Source organism: Frigoribacterium sp. CFBP 13712, from assembly GCF_014842255.1.
Lineage (GTDB): Bacteria > Actinomycetota > Actinomycetes > Actinomycetales > Microbacteriaceae > Frigoribacterium.
Genome location: NZ_JACYVH010000001.1, coordinates 558,100 through 574,662, shown reverse-complemented (window position 1 = coordinate 574,662; position 16,563 = coordinate 558,100). Strand labels below are relative to the sequence as shown.

Here is a 16,563-nt window from a genome sequence, read left to right as displayed (position 1 = left end):
CCTCGTGACCAAGGCCGACATGAACAAGCAACCCGCAGAGGTCGCGTCGATGTTCGACGGCGTCGCCGCGAACTACGACCGCACCAACGACGTGCTGTCGGCCGGCAACGCCGTCCTCTGGCGCGTGGCCACCGTGAAGGCCATCGGGGCGGGCCCCGCCGACAGGGTCCTCGACATAGCAGCGGGCACGGGCACCAGCTCCGCGGCCATCGCCAAGCGCGGTGCCGAGGTCGTCGCCCTCGACTTCAGCCACGGCATGGTCGAGGTGGGGCGGAAGCGCCACCCCGAGATCGAGTTCATCGAGGGCGACGCCGAGAAGCTGCCCTTCGACGATGCCACGTTCGACGCCGTCACCATCTCGTTCGGCCTCCGCAACGTCAACCGCCCCCAGGTGGCGCTCGCCGAGATGAACCGGGTCCTCAAGCCCGGCGGTCGTCTCGTCGTCTGCGAGTTCTCGACACCGCCCTTCGGTCTGCTGCGCGCCGCCTACCGCGCCTACCTCCGCTTCGGCATGCCGTTCATCGCGCGCTTCGCCAGCAGCAACGGCCCGGCCTACACCTACCTCGCCGATTCGATCGCCCAGTGGCCCGACCAGCAGGTGCTCAGCCAGTGGCTGCGCGGTGCGGGATTCAGCCGCGTCGCCTACCGCAACCTGTCGTTCGGCATCGTCGCGCTGCACCGCGGTCGCAAGCCGTCCGCTCCGTCGACCCGCGCCTCCTCGAAGAAGCGGGCGACCTCGTGAGCGCGGGTGGGCCGACGACCCACCGCAACAGCCTCGGCACCTCGCTCGGGCTCGGCGAGAAGCTCTTCGCGACACCGGCCGAGCGGCGCTTCGTCGCGGCCGTCGACAGCGGGCTCGAGCTCGTCGAAGAGGGCCTGCTCCGCGAGATCGCCTTCGCCGACGAGATCGCCGACGCGACCACCCGCTACCTGCTCGCCGCGGGCGGCAAGCGGGTGCGTCCGACCCTGACCCTCCTCATCGCCCAGCTGGGCGACGGCGCGACGCCGGGCATCGTCGCCTCGGCCCAGGCCACCGAGATCACTCATCTCGCGTCGCTGTACCACGACGACGTCATGGACGAGGCGCAGATGCGCCGCGGGGTGCCGAGCGCGCAGGCCGTATGGGGCAACAACGTCGCCATCCTCAGCGGAGACCTGCTCTTCGCCCGGGCCAGCACCATCGTCTCCGGTCTCGGCCAGGAGGCGATCCTGCTGCAGGCCGAGACGTTCGAGCGGCTCTGCCTCGGTCAGCTGCACGAGACGATCGGGCCGCGCGAAGGCGACGATCCGATCGCCCACTACATCGACGTGCTCGCCGACAAGACCGGCTCGCTCATCTCGACGGCGGCCCGCGCCGGCGTCATGTTCAGCGGCGCACCGCGCGAGTACCTCGCGCCCGTCGCCGAGTTCGGCGAGAAGATCGGCATCGCCTTCCAGCTGATCGACGACGTCATCGACCTCTCCGACCAGCCCGCCGAGACGGGCAAGAAGGCCGGCACCGACCTGCGCGCCGGTGTCGTCACGCTCCCCGTGCTCTATCTGCGCGAGCTCGCCCGCACCGACCTCGAGGCCTCGGCGCTGCTCTCCGAGATCGACCGCATCGTCGAGGCGACCCACGGCGACGTCGACGGGGCCGAGATCGACGAGTCCGCGCGCAACGCCGCCGAGACCACCCTCGACGACGAGTTCGCCGACGTGGTCCGGCGTCTGCGCGAGCACGACGTCACCGAGCGCACCCGCCTCGAGGCCCACCGGTGGGCGCGCGAGGCGCTCGACGCCCTCGCCCCGCTGCCCTCCGGCCCGGTGAAGAAGGCCCTGACCCGCTTCGCCGATCGAGTGGTCGAGCGGTCCGCCTGACCGGCACCGCCCCTCCTCGTCCCCGAATCACGCATCACCGTCAACCCGCTCGCATCGCCGAGCCCCTCAGCGAGAGAGAGAACACCGTGACCACCTTGCGACTGGCCATCGTCGGAGCCGGACCAGCCGGCATCTACGCAGCCGACATCCTGCTCAAGGCGCCCAAGGGCTTCGACGTCCAGATCGACCTGTTCGAGCAGCTGCCCGCGCCCTACGGCCTCGTCCGGTACGGGGTCGCACCCGACCACCCGCGCATCAAGGGCATCGTCAACGCCCTGCGCGACGTGCTCGACAGCGGCGACATCCGCGTCTTCGGCAACGTGCGCTACGGCGTCGACATCACCCTCGACGACCTGAAGAAGCACTACAACGCCGTCGTCTTCTCGACCGGTGCGATCCGCGACGCCGATCTCGACGTGCCCGGCATCGAGCTCGAGGGCAGCTACGGCGCCGCCGACTTCGTCAGCTGGTTCGACGGTCACCCCGACGTGCCCCGCACCTGGCCGCTCGACGCCTCCTCCGTCGCGGTCGTGGGCGTCGGCAACGTCGCGCTCGACGTCTCGCGCATCCTCGCGAAGCACGCCGACGACCTCCTGCCGACGGAGATCCCCGACAACGTCTACGAGGTGCTCAAGGCCTCGCCCGTCACCGACGTGCACGTCTTCGGGCGGCGCGGCCCTGCGCAGGTCAAGTTCACGCCGCTCGAGCTGCGCGAGCTCGGCGAGCTCCGCGACGTCGACATGATCGTCTACGACGAGGACTTCGACCACGACGAGGCGTCGAAGACGGCCATCGCGACCAACAAGCAGGTCTTCGTGATGGACAAGGTGCTGAACCAGTGGCGTCAGCGCGAGGTCGGCGAGGCCTCGCGTCGTCTGCACCTGCACTTCTACGCCAAGCCCGTCGAGATCGTCGGCGACGAGCAGGGGCGCGTCTCGGCGTTCCGCTACGAGCGGACCCGGCCCGACGGCCAGGGTGGCGTCGAGGGCACCGGCGAGGTGCGCGACGTCCCCGTGCAGGCGGTCTACCGGGCCGTGGGCTACTTCGGCTCGCCGCTCGACGGCATCCCGTTCGACGAGCGCCGCGGCGTCATCCCGAACCATGAGGGCCAGGTGATGGACGACGACAACCAGATCGTCCCCGGCGTCTACGCCACCGGCTGGATCAAGCGCGGCCCCGTCGGCCTCATCGGTCACACGAAGAGCGACGCGATGGAGACCGTCTCGCACGTCATCAACGACCAGGCCAGCTGGTGGCAGCCCGCCGAGACCGACCCCGAGGCCGTCCCCGCGCTGCTCGCCGAGCGCGGCGTCGCCTACACCGACCTCGAGGGCTGGCACCGCCTCGACGAGCACGAGCAGGCGCTCGGGGCCGCCCACGAGCACGAGCGGGTCCGCGTCAAGGTCGTCCCCCGCGACGAGATGGTGCGCGTCTCGCGCGCCGAGGCCGGGCAGACCGCCTGACCCCCGCCTCCTGAGTCCGGACGTCCGGGCCGCCCTGCGACCGTGCTGGCCGTGGGCGGCCCGTGGTGCGTCCGGCGGGACCACCGTCGGAGGGTGTCGCTAGGCTGTCCGGCATGGCAGATAGTTCTTTCGACGTGGTCAGCAAGGTCGACAAGATGGAGGTCGACAACGCCCTCCATCAGGCGCAGAAGGAGATCGAGCAGCGCTACGACTTCAAGGGCGTGGGCGCGTCCGTCGATTACAGCGGCGAGAAGCTGCTGCTGAAGGCGAACACCGAAGAGCGGGTCAAGGCCGTGCTCGACGTGCTCGAGTCGAAGTTCATCAAGCGCAGCATCAGCCTCAAGCACCTCGACGCGGGCGAGCCGTTCGCCAGCGGCAAGGAGTACCGCATCGAGGCCGCGCTCAAAGAGGGCATCGAGCAGGACCAGGCGAAGAAGATCGGCAAGATCATCCGCGACGAGGCGCCGAAGAGCGTCAAGAGCCAGATCCAGGGCGACGAGCTGCGCGTGCAGTCGAAGAGCCGCGACGATCTGCAGGCCACCATGGCTCTGCTGAAGAAGGCCGACCTCGAGGTCGATCTGCAGTTCGTCAACTTCAGGTAGTCGATGGAGATACCCACGTGGGTGGCCCCCACCCTCGCCGTGATCGGCATCGTCGTCGACATCGCCATCCGCGTCTTCGCGATCGTCTACGTGCCGATCAACCGGAGGCCGCAGACGGCCACCGCGTGGCTCCTCGCGATCTTCCTGATCCCGTACGTCGGGTTCGTCCTCTTCCTCCTCATCGGCAGCAGGCGTCTGCCGCGGCGTCGCCGTGAGAAGCAGGCGGAGATCAACAAGTACATCGTCGAGACCACCGAGGGCATCGAGCGGGTCAAGCGAGACCACCCCTGGCCCGCCTGGCTCGACACCATCGTCGAGCTGAACCGCACGCTCGGCGCGATGCCCCTCGTCGGCGGCAACACGGCCGAGCTGCACTCCGACTACCAGGCCTCGATCGACGCGATGGTGGCCGCCGTCGACGACGCCCAGCGCTGGGTGCACGCCGAGTTCTACATCACGAGTCTGGACGCGACGACCGAGCCGTTCTTCGTCGCCCTCGAGAACGCTCGGCGTCGCGGTGTCACCGTGCGGCTGCTGATGGATCACATCGCCAGTCGCGGGTACCCGGGCTACCGCAAGACGCGTCGACGCCTCGACCGCATCGGGGTCGAGTGGCGACTGATGCTGCCCGTGCAGCCGTTCAAGGGCAGGTACCAGCGGCCCGATCTCCGCAACCACCGCAAGCTGCTCGTGATCGACGGCACGGTCGCCTTCACCGGCTCGCAGAACATGATCGAGCGCGGCTACCAGCGGCGGAAGAACCGCCGTCGCGGCCTCACCTGGAAAGACTTCATGGTGCGGTTCGACGGGCCGATCGTCGCCGGCATCAACGCCCTCTTCGTCACCGACTGGTACAGCGAGACCGACGAGCTGCTGCTGCGTGAGACCGACCCGGTGCACGTCGCCGACTCGGTCGAGACGATCGACTGCCAGGTCGTGCCGAGCGGCCCCGGCTTCGAGGGCGAGAACAACCTGCGGCTGTTCAACTCGCTGCTCTACAGCGCGCAAGACCGCATCATCCTCACGAGCCCGTACTTCGTGCCCGACGAGTCGATGCTCTACGCGGTCACGACGGCTGCGCAGCGCGGGCTCGACGTGCAGCTCTTCGTCAGCGAGATCGGCGACCAGCCGGTCGTCTACCACGCGCAGCGCTCGTACTACGAGGCGCTGCTGCGTGCCGGGGTGCGAATCTTCCTCTACCGCTCGCCGACGGTGCTGCACGCGAAGCACGTCACGATCGACGACGAGGTGGCGGTGGTCGGCTCGAGCAACATGGACATGCGCTCGTTCAGTCTCAACCTCGAGATCTCGGTCATGATCCGAGGGAGGCGCTTCGTGCGCCAGCTGCGCGAGGTCGAGCAGGAGTACCGCGAGGCGAGCCACGAGCTCCTCCTCGACGAATGGCTGGCCCGGCCGTTCCGGTCGAAGGTGCTCGACAACGTCGCCCGTCTCACCTCCGCCGTGCAGTAGCCCACGCCCCCGCGCCGGCGCGGGGGAGCGGCGGGTGGTCCACGGGAGGGTCGAAAGGCTGTATATTTGTCTGGCGCCTCCGGTCGGTGAACACACGGGCTGGGTGTGCATGGCAAGTTACCCAAGCGGCCAAAGGGATCTGACTGTAAATCAGACTGCTCAGCATTCGGGGGTTCGAATCCCTCACTTGCCACACACGGAACACCGAGCAACACCTCGAACGGACTCGATCACTCGAGTCCGTTCGTGTTTCACGACTCGACCCCCCTCAGGAGGCACCGTGCCCGAGAATCCCGAGCGCGACATGCCCGACTCCGAGCGGCCAGGGCTCGGGGAGTCCGGGTTCGACGGTCGGGCCGTGTCCGCGCTCCTCGACGTGGCCCGCTCGGTCGCCACCGACGCCGCGGCGCTCGCCGCCCGACGCCGCTCCGAGGGTGTCGAGGTCGCCGCGACGAAGAGCAGCCTCGTCGACGTGGTCACGCACACCGACCGCGAGGTCGAGGAGTTCATCCGTGCGCGGCTCGCGCGCGAGCGCCCGGGTGACGGGTTCTTCGGCGAGGAGGGCGAGCCCGACGACTCCCGCACCGGGCTGACCTGGGTGGTGGACCCGATCGACGGCACGGTGAACTTCCTCTACGGGATCCCGCAGTGGGCGGTCAGCGTCGCGGTCGTCGAGCACGGCCCCGATCCGAGCTCGTGGCGTGCCCTCGCCGCCTGCGTCGTGAATCCGCTCGCCGGTGAGACCTTCGAGGCGTCGAGTGGAGGAGGCGCGTGGTCGTCGGGTCGTCGCCTCACGGTCTCGACCCCCGCCTCCTTGTCCCAGTCGCTCGTGGGGACCGGCTTCTCGTACGACGCCGACAGGCGGGTCGAGCAGGCCGCCGTGCTCGGCCGGTTCATCGGGAGCGTCCGCGACATCCGTCGCATGGGGGCGGCATCGCTCGATCTCTGCGCGGTCGCCGACGGACGTCTCGACGCCTACGCCGAACGAGGATTGAAGCCGTGGGATCACGCGGCGGGCGCGCTCGTCGCGGCCGAGGCGGGGGCCGTCGTGGGCGGCGAGGGCGACGCCCCGGCCGATGAGCGGCTGACGGTCGCGGCGGCGCCCAGCATCTCCGACGCGTTCCGCGACGCCCTCGCCGACGCCGGTTTCTGATCGTCGGACACCGGGCGCGGCTAGCCATTCGTTCACCGTTCGGCTACCCTGGACTGGTTCGTTACTTTTCCGTGACATGTTCTACGGGGTAGCGGCCGAGAAGAAGAGGGAGCACCCGCCTCTCCGTCCCGACAACCCCGAGGATCCATCAGACGTGTCGAAATACCAGAACATCTCCGAGCCCGCCGGCGACGGAACCCCGTCGCTTCGAGCAGAGAACGATCTTCTGGTCACCGTCTCGGACGCCCCGACGGCGAGCATCACCATCCCGACCTTCGCGACGCGCCGTGAGCTCCGCGAGGCCGAGCGTGCCGCCGCGGCCCTCGCCGCACCGACCATCGCCGACGAGTCCGAGACGGCCCGCCTCGCATCGTCCGCGGCCGCCGTCGGCGTCGAACGGGGCACCGCCGCTGCAACCGGCATCTCGTCGCCCGTCGTCGCAGCGCCTGACGTCGCACCCGTCGTTCTCGAGGGCGAGTCGGCGTCCATCGTCACGAACGACGCCGCCACCGTCCCGGCCCCCGACTCGCGTCGGGCCCGTCGCGCTGCCGAGGCCGCAGCCGCCGCCTCGGCTCGCAAGCGCTCGCCTCGCACCGTCTCGTCCACCGCAGCGACTCCCGCCGTCGGCGCGGCAGCCACCGGGCGTCGCACCGGCCCCGCCCGCAGCTCCGGCAGCGCAGCAGGTCGCAGCGGCGCCGCCCGCAGCACCGCAGCGCGCAGCACGTCCTCGAGCCGCGCCTCCTCGGCCCGCACCTCGGCAGCATCCGCGACCACCGCCTCCCGCGGCTCGTCGTTCTCGCGCACCTCGCAGCGCGTGACCGTCGTCGGCGCCATGCTGTTCGCGAGCGCGATGCTCGTGGCGACCTCGGTGCCGGCCAACGCCTTCTTCGTCGACACCCCCGAGCTGACCGCGGCCAAGAAGGCCGCAGGTGCTCAGAGCTTCGTCGCCGCCGGCGCCGCCCCCGAGGCCAGCGTCTCGCGCGACGGCTACTCGGTCAGCACGATCGTGGTCAACGAGTACGCCTCGACCAGCTCGAGCACGTTCACGAACGATGTCGCCGGCACCGTCCAGTGGCCCTTCCAGACCGGTGTGCCGATCAGCAGCGGCTTCGGCGCGCGTCAGGTCAGCAACTGCAGCTTCTGCTCCACCTTCCACCAGGGTCTCGACTTCATCCCGGGTGCGGGCTCGCCGATCCAGGCGATCGCCGACGGCACCGTCAGCGCCGTCACCGGTCCGTCGGGCGCCTTCGGCAACCACGTCGAGATCGAGCACGTGGTCGACGGCCAGAAGGTCACGTCGACGTACTCGCACATGCAGTCCGGCTCGGTCGAGGTCTCGGTCGGAGACACGGTCACCGTCGGTCAGATCATCGGCGCCGTCGGCAGCACCGGCAACAGCACCGGCGCCCACCTGCACTTCGAGATCCACCTCAACGGCGTGCCCGTCGACCCGTACCCCTGGCTGACCGCCAACACGAACTGATCCGACCGGCACGAGCCGAAGCAGGTCGGTAGGTCGGCACGAGCCGACCCAGGCCGGTCGAGCGGCGCGGCGAGGAACGGCACCACGAGAAGACCCCCGGGCAGTCCGCCCGGGGGTCTCGTCGTTCAGCGCGTCAGGTTCACACGTCGGTCTCGCGCAGCCACACCGCGGCGTTCGGCGGCAGGGCCGGTCCGTCGAGGCTCATCGTCGACAGCAGCACGTCGCCGAGGGGCAGCTCGACGGCCACCTCGCCCAGGTTGGCGAGAACCGTCACGCCCGCGCTGCGGAACGCCACGACCTCGTCGGAGTAGTCGTCGAGCCAGACGAGGTCCGACGTGCCGAGGCCGATCTCCGAGCGCAGCCGGAGCGCCAGGCGGTACAGCTCGAGGGTCGAGCCCGTCACGCCGGTCTGCTCGTCGCGGGCGTAGGTCGACCAGTCGCTCGGCTGGGGCAACCAGGAGGCGCCGGTCGAGTTGAACCCGAAGGCCGGCGCCGCGGACTCCCAGGGCAGCGGCACGCGGCATCCGTCTCGCCCGTATCGTTCTCCGCCCGTGCGGAACCAGGTCGGATCCTGTCGGCTCTCGTCGGGGAGGTCGATGGCCTCGGGGAGGCCCAGCTCCTCACCCTGGTAGAGGTACGCGCTGCCCGGCAGGGCCAGCATGACGGCCGTCGCGGCCCGGGCCCTGGCGAGACCGAGCTCGGGGATCGGGAGCCCGGCGCTGCGCGGGCCGATGCCGTGGCCCTGGGGGTTCTCGGCGGTGAGGGCGAGGCGACTCGCGTGCCGGACGACGTCGTGGTTGCTCAGCACCCAGGTGCTCGGGGCCCCCACGCTCGAGAACACCTCGATCGAGGAGTCGACGACGCGCCGGATCTCGCTCGCCGACCAGCCGGTCTCGAGATACGAGAAGTTGAAGGCCTGGTGCATCTCGTCGGGGCGGACCCACTCGGCCAGTCGCGAGAGAGGCTCGACCCAGGCCTCGGCCACGAGCACGCGATCGCCCTCGTACTCGTCGAGCACCTTCCGCCACGAGCGGTAGATCTCGTGCACGCCGTCCTGACCCCAGTAGGGCGGGGGATCGGACTCGCCCTGACCGCCGCCCATGCTGCCCGAGTCGGCGGGGGGCGTGTAGTCGGGCAGGCCCTCGGCCTTGATCATGCCGTGGGCGACATCGACCCGGAATCCGTCGACGCCGCGGTCGAGCCAGAAGCGCAGCACGTCGACGAACTGCTCGCGCACCCAGGGGTCGGTCCAGTCGAGGTCGGGTTGCGACGAGTCGAAGAGGTGGAGGTACCACTGACCGGCCGTGCCGTCGGCCTCGGTGATCCGCGTCCAGGCCGGCCCGCCGAAGATCGACTCCCAGTTGTTCGGGGGGAGCTCGCCGTCGACGCCGCGGCCGTCGCGGAACAGGTAGTGCCCTCGCTCGACCGAGCCCGGCTCGGCCGCCAGCGCCGCCTGGAACCAGGCGTGCTCGGACGAGGTGTGGTTGGGCACGACGTCGACGATCACCCGGAGGCCGAGGTCGGTGGCGCGTGCGCGCAGGGCGTCGAAGTCGGCGAGCGTGCCGAACAGGGGGTCGACGTCGCGGTAGTCGGCCACGTCGTAACCGGCGTCGCGCTGGGGCGACCGGTAGAACGGCGACAGCCAGACGGCGTCGACCCCGAGGTCGGCGAGGTCGCCGAGTCGCGAGGTGATGCCGGGCAGATCGCCGACGCCGTCGCCGTCGGAGTCGGCGAACGATCGGGGGTAGACCTGGTAGATGACGGCGGAGCGCCACCATTCGCCGCCCTTCTCGGACGAGGCGGCGGGGGCCTCGTCGAGTGCGGTCGGCGTGTCGGTCTCGGAGTCTGCGGGGGCGTCGAGTGTGTCGCCCGTGGGCTCTGCTGAGGACATGAGGCCACGATACGGCAGGGCCTCCACCCGCCATCCGCTAGCGTGCAATCACCACCCGACCACGATTGGCGCCGACCGTGACCCCTCAGAGTGTCCCTCCGACCGTCGAGCCGTCGCCCGCGGCCTCGCAGCCCGACGAGACGCCCTTCCCGCTCGCCCTCGGTACGAACGTCTTCGGCTGGACGGTGGGCGCACCCACCGCGTTCGAGGTCCTCGACGTGTTCGTCGGAGACGGCGGACGCATCATCGACACGGCCGACGTCTACTCCGCCTGGCTGCCCGGCAACGTCGGCGGCGAGTCCGAGACGATCATCGGGCGGTGGATCGCCCGACCCGGCAACCGCGAGCGGGTCGTGCTGAGCACCAAGTGCGGCCAGCATCCCGAGGCTCCGGGTCTGACGCGCACGAGCATCCGGATGGCCGTCGACGCCTCGCTCCGTCGTCTGCGCACCGACTACATCGACTACTACTTCACCCACTTCGACGACGACGAGACCCCCCTCGACGAGACCGTCGGCGCCCTCAGCGAGCTCGTCGACGAGGGCAAGATCCGCCACCCCGCCGCGTCGAACTACACCGGCGCGCGCCTCCGCCAGGCGCTCGCGATCGCCGATCGGGACGGCCTGCATCCGTTCGCGGCGGTCCAGGCCGCCTACAACCTCGTCCGCCGGGCGGACTACGAGAGCGACGTCCAGCCGCTCGTCGACCACTTCGGTCTCGCCGTCCTCCCGCACTCCTCGTTGGCCAGCGGGTTCCTCACCGGCAAGTACCGCGGCGACGCCGGTCGAGGCGACTCGCCGAGGGGCAATCGCGCGCTCAGCTACGTGACCCCCCAGAACCTCGCCATCGTGGAGGTTCTGGCCGACATCGCCGAGCGGCAGCGGGTCGTGCCCGGCGCCGTCGCCATCGCGTGGCTGGCCACGCGGCAGAACGTCATCGGAGCCCTGGCGAGCGCCCGGACGACGATCCAGCTCGAAGGTCTGCTCGACGCGGCCCACGTGGAGTTCTCCGACCACGACCTCGAGACGCTCGAGGCCGCGTCGACGCCGATCCCCTCGACCTGAGACCGGTTCCCGGGTCAGAGCCCGACGACGACCTTCGCGTCGGAGTCCCATCGCCGCATCGACACGAGACGGCTGGTGGAGACCCGCCCGGCGTCCGTCGCCTCCTCCGCCTCCTCCGCCTCGGAGAGGACCTCGATGGCCCGCGCGAGCTGGTCGGGGGACAGCCGCGAGGCGAGCGTGAGGTGAGGCATCCAGCGACCGGGGGCGGCGTGGTCGACCGGCGCCGCGCCTCCTACGCTCTCGTGCACGTCGCGGTGCAGATCGAGCAGGTCGGCGGTCGGCACGAGGGCCCGGGCGAGCACCAGCCCCCGCGGGGGTCGGCCGAAGACGATCAGGCCGGCGAACGCGACCGGCAGGGGCAGTGCCGATGCGATGCGCCGGAGGCGCGGGTCGGCCCGGTCGTCGAACCCGGCCGCCACCGAGACGGAGACGTGCGGTGCGTTGGTCGCCCCCGAGTGGTGCGCGAGCGAGGGCAGACCGGCGTCGGCCAGCACCTGCCACGAGTCGCGGACGGCGCGGTCGGTCGTCTCGTTGAGGAGCAGTTCGATGCTGTGCACCCTCCGAGTCTGCTCCGTCGCCGCACCCGCAGTCGCACTCGTGCGAGGTGGCATCAGCACCCCTCCGGCTCTGCTAACATTGCCTGGTGCCAATCGGCCGCGAGCAGTTCGCGACCTGGTGGTCACGCCCCGATAGCTCAGTGGTAGAGCACTTCCATGGTAAGGAAGGGGTCGTCAGTTCAAACCTGACTCGGGGCTCCGGCTGTCACCATCCCGTCGCTGAGCGATCCGACGGGGTTCACAGCCTGCGGCGGGGTAGCTCAGTTGGTTAGAGCACACGGCTCATAATCGTGGTGTCGCGGGTTCGAGTCCCGCCCTCGCTACCGCAAGGCCCTCTTCGGAGGGCCTTCTCCCATCATGCGGTGTCGACCCGCCCGGCCTTCACCGGTCGTGTGCCAGCGGCGGCGGCATAGCATGACGTATGTCCGCTCTCGCCGACCCCGTCAGCATCCGCAGCATCGGCACCGCCGTTCCCGACACCGTCATCCGTCAAGACCACATCCGCGACGTCTTCCGCTCGCAACCCGGGTTGAGCCGGCTGGCGACCCGGCTGGTGGGCTCCGTCTTCGACGCCGCCGCCATCGACACGCGGCACACGGTCATCGACGAGCTCGGCGTGGCCGTGCCCGACGCGACCGCGACCGCGACCGCGCCCGACGCGACCGCGACCGCGCCCGACGTGACCGCGACCGGTCCCGACGCGGCCGCGACCGCGACCGACGCGATAGACGCCGAAGGCACCGCGACCCCGCCCGTCTTCCTCGACCCCGAGACCGGCCTGATCCTCGACCCCGGCACCGGGGCCCGCAACGACGTCTACGTCGAGCGCAGCCCGGCCCTCTTCGAGGCGGCCGCGCGCGATGCGCTCGATCGCGCCGACGGGATCACCGCCGCCGACGTCACGCACGTCGTCACGGTCTCGTGCACCGGGTTCTTCGCCCCGGGGCCGGACTACCTGCTCGTCCGGGCGCTCGGGCTCGCGCCGTCGACCCGGCGGCTGCACGTCGGCTTCATGGGCTGCTACGGGGCGTTCCCCGCGATCCGCTCGGCCCGTGACACCTGCCTGGCCGACCCCGACGCCGTCGTGCTGGTCGTCTGCGCCGAGCTCTGCACGCTGCACCTCCGCAGCTCGTCCGACCCCGACGCGATCGTCGCGTCGTCCGTCTTCGCCGACGGAGCCGCCGCCGTGATCGTGACGGCCCGACCCGCACCGGCCGGCAGCCGGGTGCTCGACGTCGAGGCCCTCGAGACGGTGCTGACGCCGGTCGGCGAGGGCGACATGGCCTGGAGCATCGGCGACAGCGGCTTCGACATGGTGCTGAGCAGCTACGTCCCGCACATCGTCGAGGAGCACGTCGACGAGGCCCTCGCCGCACTCTGGGTCGACGGCCTGAGTGCCGCCGACGTCGATCTCTGGGCCGTGCATCCCGGCGGCCGCAGCATCGTCGACCGGGTGCAGAGCCGACTCGGCCTCGACGACGCCCAGATCGCGGCGTCGCGCCGGGTGCTGCGCGACTCGGGCAACATGTCGAGCGCGACGGTGCTCTTCGTGCTGCGCGAAGCCCTCGAGAGCGGAGGAGGCGCGTGGTCGTCCACCGCGCCTCCTCGGCCCCAGAGGATCGTCGCGATGGCGTTCGGACCCGGGCTGACGGTCGAGACGGGTTCGTTCCGCAGCCGGGTCGCGTCGTGAGCCGAGCGGCGGAGGCGGTCCGGAACGACCGGCGCGTCGACTTGAGCCGCCGGGACGTCGGGCTCGTCGAGCTGATGGACGACCCCGCGTGCGACCTCGACCGCCTCGAGCGCACGTACGCGGCGTTCCCGCTCGTCAACGGCGTCGTCGCGGGGTGGGGGCGGGTCTACCGCGAGCTGCTGCGTCCCCTGCTGTCGGCGGAGCGGACGCTGCGGGTGCTCGATGTCGGCTCGGGCGGCGGAGACGTCGCACGGTGGCTGGTCCGACGCGCCCGACGCGACGGTCTGCGGCTGCAGGTCGTGGCGGTCGACCCCGACGAGCGGGCCCACGCATGGGCGTCCCGTCGACCCGAGCCCGGCGTCGAGTACCGCTGCGTGTCGAGCGGCGAGCTCGTGGCTGCGGGCGAGACGTTCGACGTGGTGATCTCCAATCACGTGCTGCATCACCTCGACGACGAGGCTCGCGAGTCCGTGCTCGCCGACAGCGAGCGCCTGGCCGAACGGCTCGTCGTGCACAGCGACATCCGGCGGGCCCGCCTCGCGTACCTGGGCTACTGGCTCGGCAGCCTGGTGCTCGACCGCCGGTCGTTCGTCCGGATCGACGGCCTGCGATCGATCCGGCGGAGCTTCCGGGTCGACGAGCTGCGCGCCGTGGCCCCTCCCGGGTGGCGGGTCGTCGGGCGCGAGCCGTTCCGCCTGTGGCTCCTGCACGAGACGCCCGCCCCGGGCCGAGGAGGCGCGGTGTCGGAGTCGACGGCGGCCGGGGCCCCGCAGGCGGTTCGCCTCCCGGGAGGAGGCCGCGCATGATGCGGATGCACGACGTCGTCGTGGTGGGCGGCGGCTCGGTGGGGGTCTTCGCCGCGCTGCTGCTGGCCCGGCAGGGGGTCGACGTGGCGGTCTGGGAGCGCCGCACCGCGCCTCCTGAGCTGTCTCGGGCGATCGGCATACATCCGCCGTCGCTCCGGGCGTTCGAGGCCGTCGATCTGGCGGACGAGATCGTCGCCGGCGCGGTCCGCATCACCGATGCCGAGGCGCGGGGTTCGGGCCGCACCCTCGGCCGGCTGGGTTTCGGGAAGGCCGACAGCCGGTACCCGTTCGTCGCGGCGAGACCGCAGTCCGAGACCGAGCGGCTGCTGAGGGCCCGGCTCGAATCGGCGGCGCCGGGGTCGCTCCGGCGCGGCGTCGAGCTGCGATCGCTCGAGCAGAGCTCCGAGCACGTCGTGCTGCACGGGGTCGGCCCCGACGGTCCGGTCGAGATCGCGGCTCGATTCGTGCTGGCGGCCGACGGCGCCCGCAGCACCGTCCGGCGCCTCCTGGGCATCTCCGCCCCCGTCGTCGAGCGCGGCGACCACTACGCGATGGCGGACGTCCGAGACGACACGGGCGACGGCGATCGGGCCGTCGTCTCGGTCGAGCGCGCCGGGGTCGTCGAGTCGTTCCCGCTGCCGGGAGGCGTGCGCCGGTTCGTCGTCGCCACGGACGCTCCGGCCGAGAACGTGACGGCCGAGACCGTCGTGCGACTCGTGACGGAGCGGACCGGTCTCCCGCTCGACGCGGCGACCAGCACGATGACCAGCGCGTTCTCGGTGCGGACCCGGCTGGCGACCTCGACCGTGGCCGGGCGCGTCGTCCTGCTCGGCGACGCGGCCCATCAGATCAGCCCGATCGGCGGTCAGGGGATGAACCTCGGCTGGCTCGACGCGCAGGCGGTCGTCCCGGTGGTCCGACAGGCCCTCCGTCGGGCCGGTGGGCGTCGCCTCGACCCTCAGGCGTTCGCCCGATACGAGGAGGCGCGGGGTCGGTCGGCCCGGCGTGCAGCCCGTCAGGCGCAGCTGAACACCGTGCTCGGCCGCCCGTGCGGACCGGTCGCCTCGGCGGTCCGTCAGAACGGGCTCCGTGTCGCCCTCGCTCTGCCGACCGCGAGGCTGCTGGCCGCCACCTACTCGATGCGGTTCGCCTGACCCGGGGATCCGTCGACGTCGGGTCGGCCGTGACTCCGTGGCGCCTGTGTCAGCCGGCGGTGAGAGCCGCGCCGCTCGTGGCGAGCTGGGCGACGAGCACGAGCGCCGCGAGCATGATCAGTCGGAACAGCAGTCGCGACGAGCGCCCTCGCACGACCGCGATCGCACCGACGACGGCCAGGGCGACGACGACCGCGGCCCCGGCCACCGCGAAGATCCCGGACTGCCGCTCGGCCGTGCCGCCGGTCGTGAGCTGACCGACGACCGCGAGACCCGCCGCCGTGCCGAGCGCGCAGAACGCCACGAGCCCCGCGCGGAGCCGACCCAGTCGGTGCGGCAACCCCACGACGCCGGTGCGGGCGTCGTCGCCGAGATCGGGCAGGACGTTCGTGAAGTGGATGGCGACGCCGAACACGGCACCGACGCCGAGGGCCCAGGCGGCAGGCGGTGTCGGCGGCGCCGCGGCGAGTGTGACGACCGCGGGCAGTACGCCGAAGCTGACGACGAAGGGGACGACCGATGCCACGGTGGACTTGAGCCCGGCGTTGTAGGCGAGACCGGAGGCGACCAGGACGGCGTGGGCCACGCCCGTGCCGACGCCGAGGGTGAAGGGCAGCACGAACCCGACGACGGCGCACGCCACGGCGACTGTCGTGACCGCACGAGCGGAGACGAGCCCCTGGGCGATCGGCTTGTCGAGCCGCCCGACGGCACGATCGCGCTCGGCGTCGAGGAGGTCGTTCGACAGCCCGATCGTCAGTTGGCCGGCCAGCACCGCGAGGGCGACGACGGCGAGTCTGACGGGCGGGAGACCGACGGCGATGCCGAGCACGACGGTCAGCACGGTGACCATCAGGGTCGGCCCGGGGTGCGACGAGCGCCAGACGGCGCCGAGGAGCGTCACCTGCCGGCTCCCGTCGCTGTGGGCAGTAAGCGGACGAGACGGAAAAGCGTGCCCGGACCGTGGAAGGCCCGGGCACGTGATCCGGTGCCCACCGGCCGCGGGAGCGAGCGGATCAGAACCAGCTCCAGACCGAGAGAGGACACCTGCGCCGAGTTACCATCCCAGACGTGGGTCGAGCATACGTCGACCCGGTCGCCGTGAACAGACCCGGACCGCGCCGACTCAGGCGCCGCGCCCCGTCTTCTGCTGCAGACGGTCGATGTGCTCGCTCGCCTCGGCCTTCGTCATGTCGGCGGGCAGCTCTTCTCCGGCCTCGCGGGCGAGGGTGTCGAGGTAGCTCTTCTGCGGGCCGGTGATCGGCTCGTCGCCCGTGACCCACTGCTCGGGGTCTTTCGAGGCGGTGTTCGAGGCGTCGGGGCGCTCGCCGCCCAGGGTCTCGCCGGCGGGGGCGCCGCCGCTCGGGGCCTGA

15 protein-coding genes and 3 tRNA genes are annotated in these 16,563 nt (G+C 71.3%); 14 read left to right on the top strand and 4 right to left on the bottom strand.

Annotation, left to right across the window (positions count from 1 at the left end; genetic code table 11):
* Positions 1–4: 4 nt before the first annotated feature.
* The 8 genes from ubiE to IFT51_RS15490 all read left to right on the top strand — a co-directional run bounded on the left by ubiE (position 5) and on the right by IFT51_RS15490 (position 8,028).
* Entirely contained in the window at positions 5–742 is a 738-nt protein-coding gene (ubiE, locus tag IFT51_RS02630; protein ID WP_243215408.1) for a bifunctional demethylmenaquinone methyltransferase/2-methoxy-6-polyprenyl-1,4-benzoquinol methylase UbiE, read from the top strand.
* Positions 739–1,857, top strand: coding sequence for a polyprenyl synthetase family protein (locus IFT51_RS02625; protein ID WP_192058802.1), 1,119 nt, complete (start codon positions 739–741; stop codon positions 1,855–1,857). Before ubiE ends, IFT51_RS02625 begins: the two co-directional genes overlap by 4 nt.
* 86 nt (positions 1,858–1,943) lie before the next feature.
* Positions 1,944–3,320 carry an FAD-dependent oxidoreductase gene (locus IFT51_RS02620; RefSeq protein WP_192058800.1) on the top strand — a complete coding sequence of 459 codons (1,377 nt, stop codon included), beginning with the start codon at positions 1,944–1,946 and terminating at the stop codon, positions 3,318–3,320.
* A gap of 113 nt (positions 3,321–3,433) precedes the next feature.
* Positions 3,434–3,922 (top strand): YajQ family cyclic di-GMP-binding protein, encoded by a 489-nt coding sequence (locus IFT51_RS02615; RefSeq protein ID WP_192058798.1) that lies wholly within the window; start codon positions 3,434–3,436, stop codon positions 3,920–3,922.
* A 3-nt stretch (positions 3,923–3,925) separates the two neighbouring features.
* Complete coding sequence (gene cls / locus IFT51_RS02610; RefSeq protein WP_192058796.1) at positions 3,926–5,392, top strand: cardiolipin synthase; 1,467 nt, start codon at positions 3,926–3,928, stop codon at positions 5,390–5,392.
* A gap of 111 nt (positions 5,393–5,503) precedes the next feature.
* Positions 5,504–5,585 (top strand) — tRNA-Tyr (locus IFT51_RS02605).
* Positions 5,586–5,696: 111 nt separating this feature from the next.
* Entirely contained in the window at positions 5,697–6,545 is an 849-nt protein-coding gene (locus IFT51_RS02600; RefSeq protein WP_192059280.1) for an inositol monophosphatase family protein, read from the top strand.
* A gap of 154 nt (positions 6,546–6,699) precedes the next feature.
* Positions 6,700–8,028, top strand: coding sequence for a M23 family metallopeptidase (locus IFT51_RS15490; RefSeq protein WP_192058794.1), 1,329 nt, complete (start codon positions 6,700–6,702; stop codon positions 8,026–8,028).
* A 139-nt stretch (positions 8,029–8,167) separates the two neighbouring features.
* Here IFT51_RS15490 and IFT51_RS02590 read toward each other — a convergent pair whose 3' ends face one another.
* A complete protein-coding gene (locus tag IFT51_RS02590; RefSeq protein ID WP_192058791.1) occupies positions 8,168–9,919 on the bottom strand; it encodes a glycoside hydrolase family 13 protein in 1,752 nt (583 codons plus the stop codon).
* Positions 9,920–9,996: 77 nt separating this feature from the next.
* Between IFT51_RS02590 and IFT51_RS02585 the strand changes: the two genes are divergently transcribed.
* Positions 9,997–10,983, top strand: coding sequence for an aldo/keto reductase (locus IFT51_RS02585; protein ID WP_192058789.1), 987 nt, complete (start codon positions 9,997–9,999; stop codon positions 10,981–10,983).
* Between the two features lie 14 nt (positions 10,984–10,997).
* Here the strand turns inward: IFT51_RS02585 and IFT51_RS02580 are convergent, their stop codons facing one another.
* On the bottom strand, positions 10,998–11,540 hold the full coding sequence (locus tag IFT51_RS02580) for a 2'-5' RNA ligase family protein (RefSeq protein WP_192058788.1): 543 nt from the start codon (positions 11,538–11,540) through the stop codon (positions 10,998–11,000).
* Between the two features lie 126 nt (positions 11,541–11,666).
* On the opposite strand from IFT51_RS02580, the gene IFT51_RS02575 reads away from it, so the two are divergent.
* The 5 genes from IFT51_RS02575 to IFT51_RS02555 all read left to right on the top strand — a co-directional run bounded on the left by IFT51_RS02575 (position 11,667) and on the right by IFT51_RS02555 (position 15,190).
* Positions 11,667–11,738, top strand: a tRNA-Thr gene (locus IFT51_RS02575).
* A 51-nt stretch (positions 11,739–11,789) separates the two neighbouring features.
* Positions 11,790–11,863 (top strand) — tRNA-Met (locus IFT51_RS02570).
* A gap of 98 nt (positions 11,864–11,961) precedes the next feature.
* Complete coding sequence (locus tag IFT51_RS02565) at positions 11,962–13,230, top strand: type III polyketide synthase (protein ID WP_192058786.1); 1,269 nt, start codon at positions 11,962–11,964, stop codon at positions 13,228–13,230.
* A 41-nt stretch (positions 13,231–13,271) separates the two neighbouring features.
* Complete coding sequence (locus tag IFT51_RS02560; RefSeq protein WP_244636779.1) at positions 13,272–14,036, top strand: class I SAM-dependent methyltransferase; 765 nt, start codon at positions 13,272–13,274, stop codon at positions 14,034–14,036.
* Positions 14,033–15,190, top strand: coding sequence for an NAD(P)/FAD-dependent oxidoreductase (locus IFT51_RS02555; RefSeq protein ID WP_243214584.1), 1,158 nt, complete (start codon positions 14,033–14,035; stop codon positions 15,188–15,190). The genes IFT51_RS02560 and IFT51_RS02555 overlap by 4 nt, the downstream gene beginning before the upstream one ends.
* 49 nt (positions 15,191–15,239) lie before the next feature.
* On the opposite strand, the gene IFT51_RS02550 is transcribed toward IFT51_RS02555, so the two are convergent.
* Positions 15,240–16,094, bottom strand: a complete 855-nt coding sequence (locus tag IFT51_RS02550; RefSeq protein ID WP_371740650.1) for a UbiA family prenyltransferase — start codon at positions 16,092–16,094, stop codon at positions 15,240–15,242.
* Positions 16,095–16,316: 222 nt separating this feature from the next.
* Positions 16,317–16,526 carry a DUF3072 domain-containing protein gene (locus tag IFT51_RS02545; protein WP_192059271.1) on the bottom strand — a complete coding sequence of 70 codons (210 nt, stop codon included), beginning with the start codon at positions 16,524–16,526 and terminating at the stop codon, positions 16,317–16,319.
* Positions 16,527–16,563: the final 37 nt, after the last annotated feature.

Bases quoted from the DNA above. Each gene is read 5' to 3' on its own strand.
- IFT51_RS02615 (WP_192058798.1), top strand. From the start codon at position 3,434: ATGGCAGATAGTTCTTTCGACGTGGTCAGCAAGGTCGACAAGATGGAG.
- IFT51_RS02590 (WP_192058791.1), bottom strand. From the start codon at position 9,919: ATGTCCTCAGCAGAGCCCACGGGCGACACACTCGACGCCCCCGCAGAC.
- IFT51_RS02555 (WP_243214584.1), top strand. From the start codon at position 14,033: ATGATGCGGATGCACGACGTCGTCGTGGTGGGCGGCGGCTCGGTGGGG.
- cls (WP_192058796.1), top strand. From the start codon at position 3,926: ATGGAGATACCCACGTGGGTGGCCCCCACCCTCGCCGTGATCGGCATC.
- IFT51_RS02600 (WP_192059280.1), top strand. From the start codon at position 5,697: ATGCCCGACTCCGAGCGGCCAGGGCTCGGGGAGTCCGGGTTCGACGGT.
- IFT51_RS02565 (WP_192058786.1), top strand. From the start codon at position 11,962: ATGTCCGCTCTCGCCGACCCCGTCAGCATCCGCAGCATCGGCACCGCC.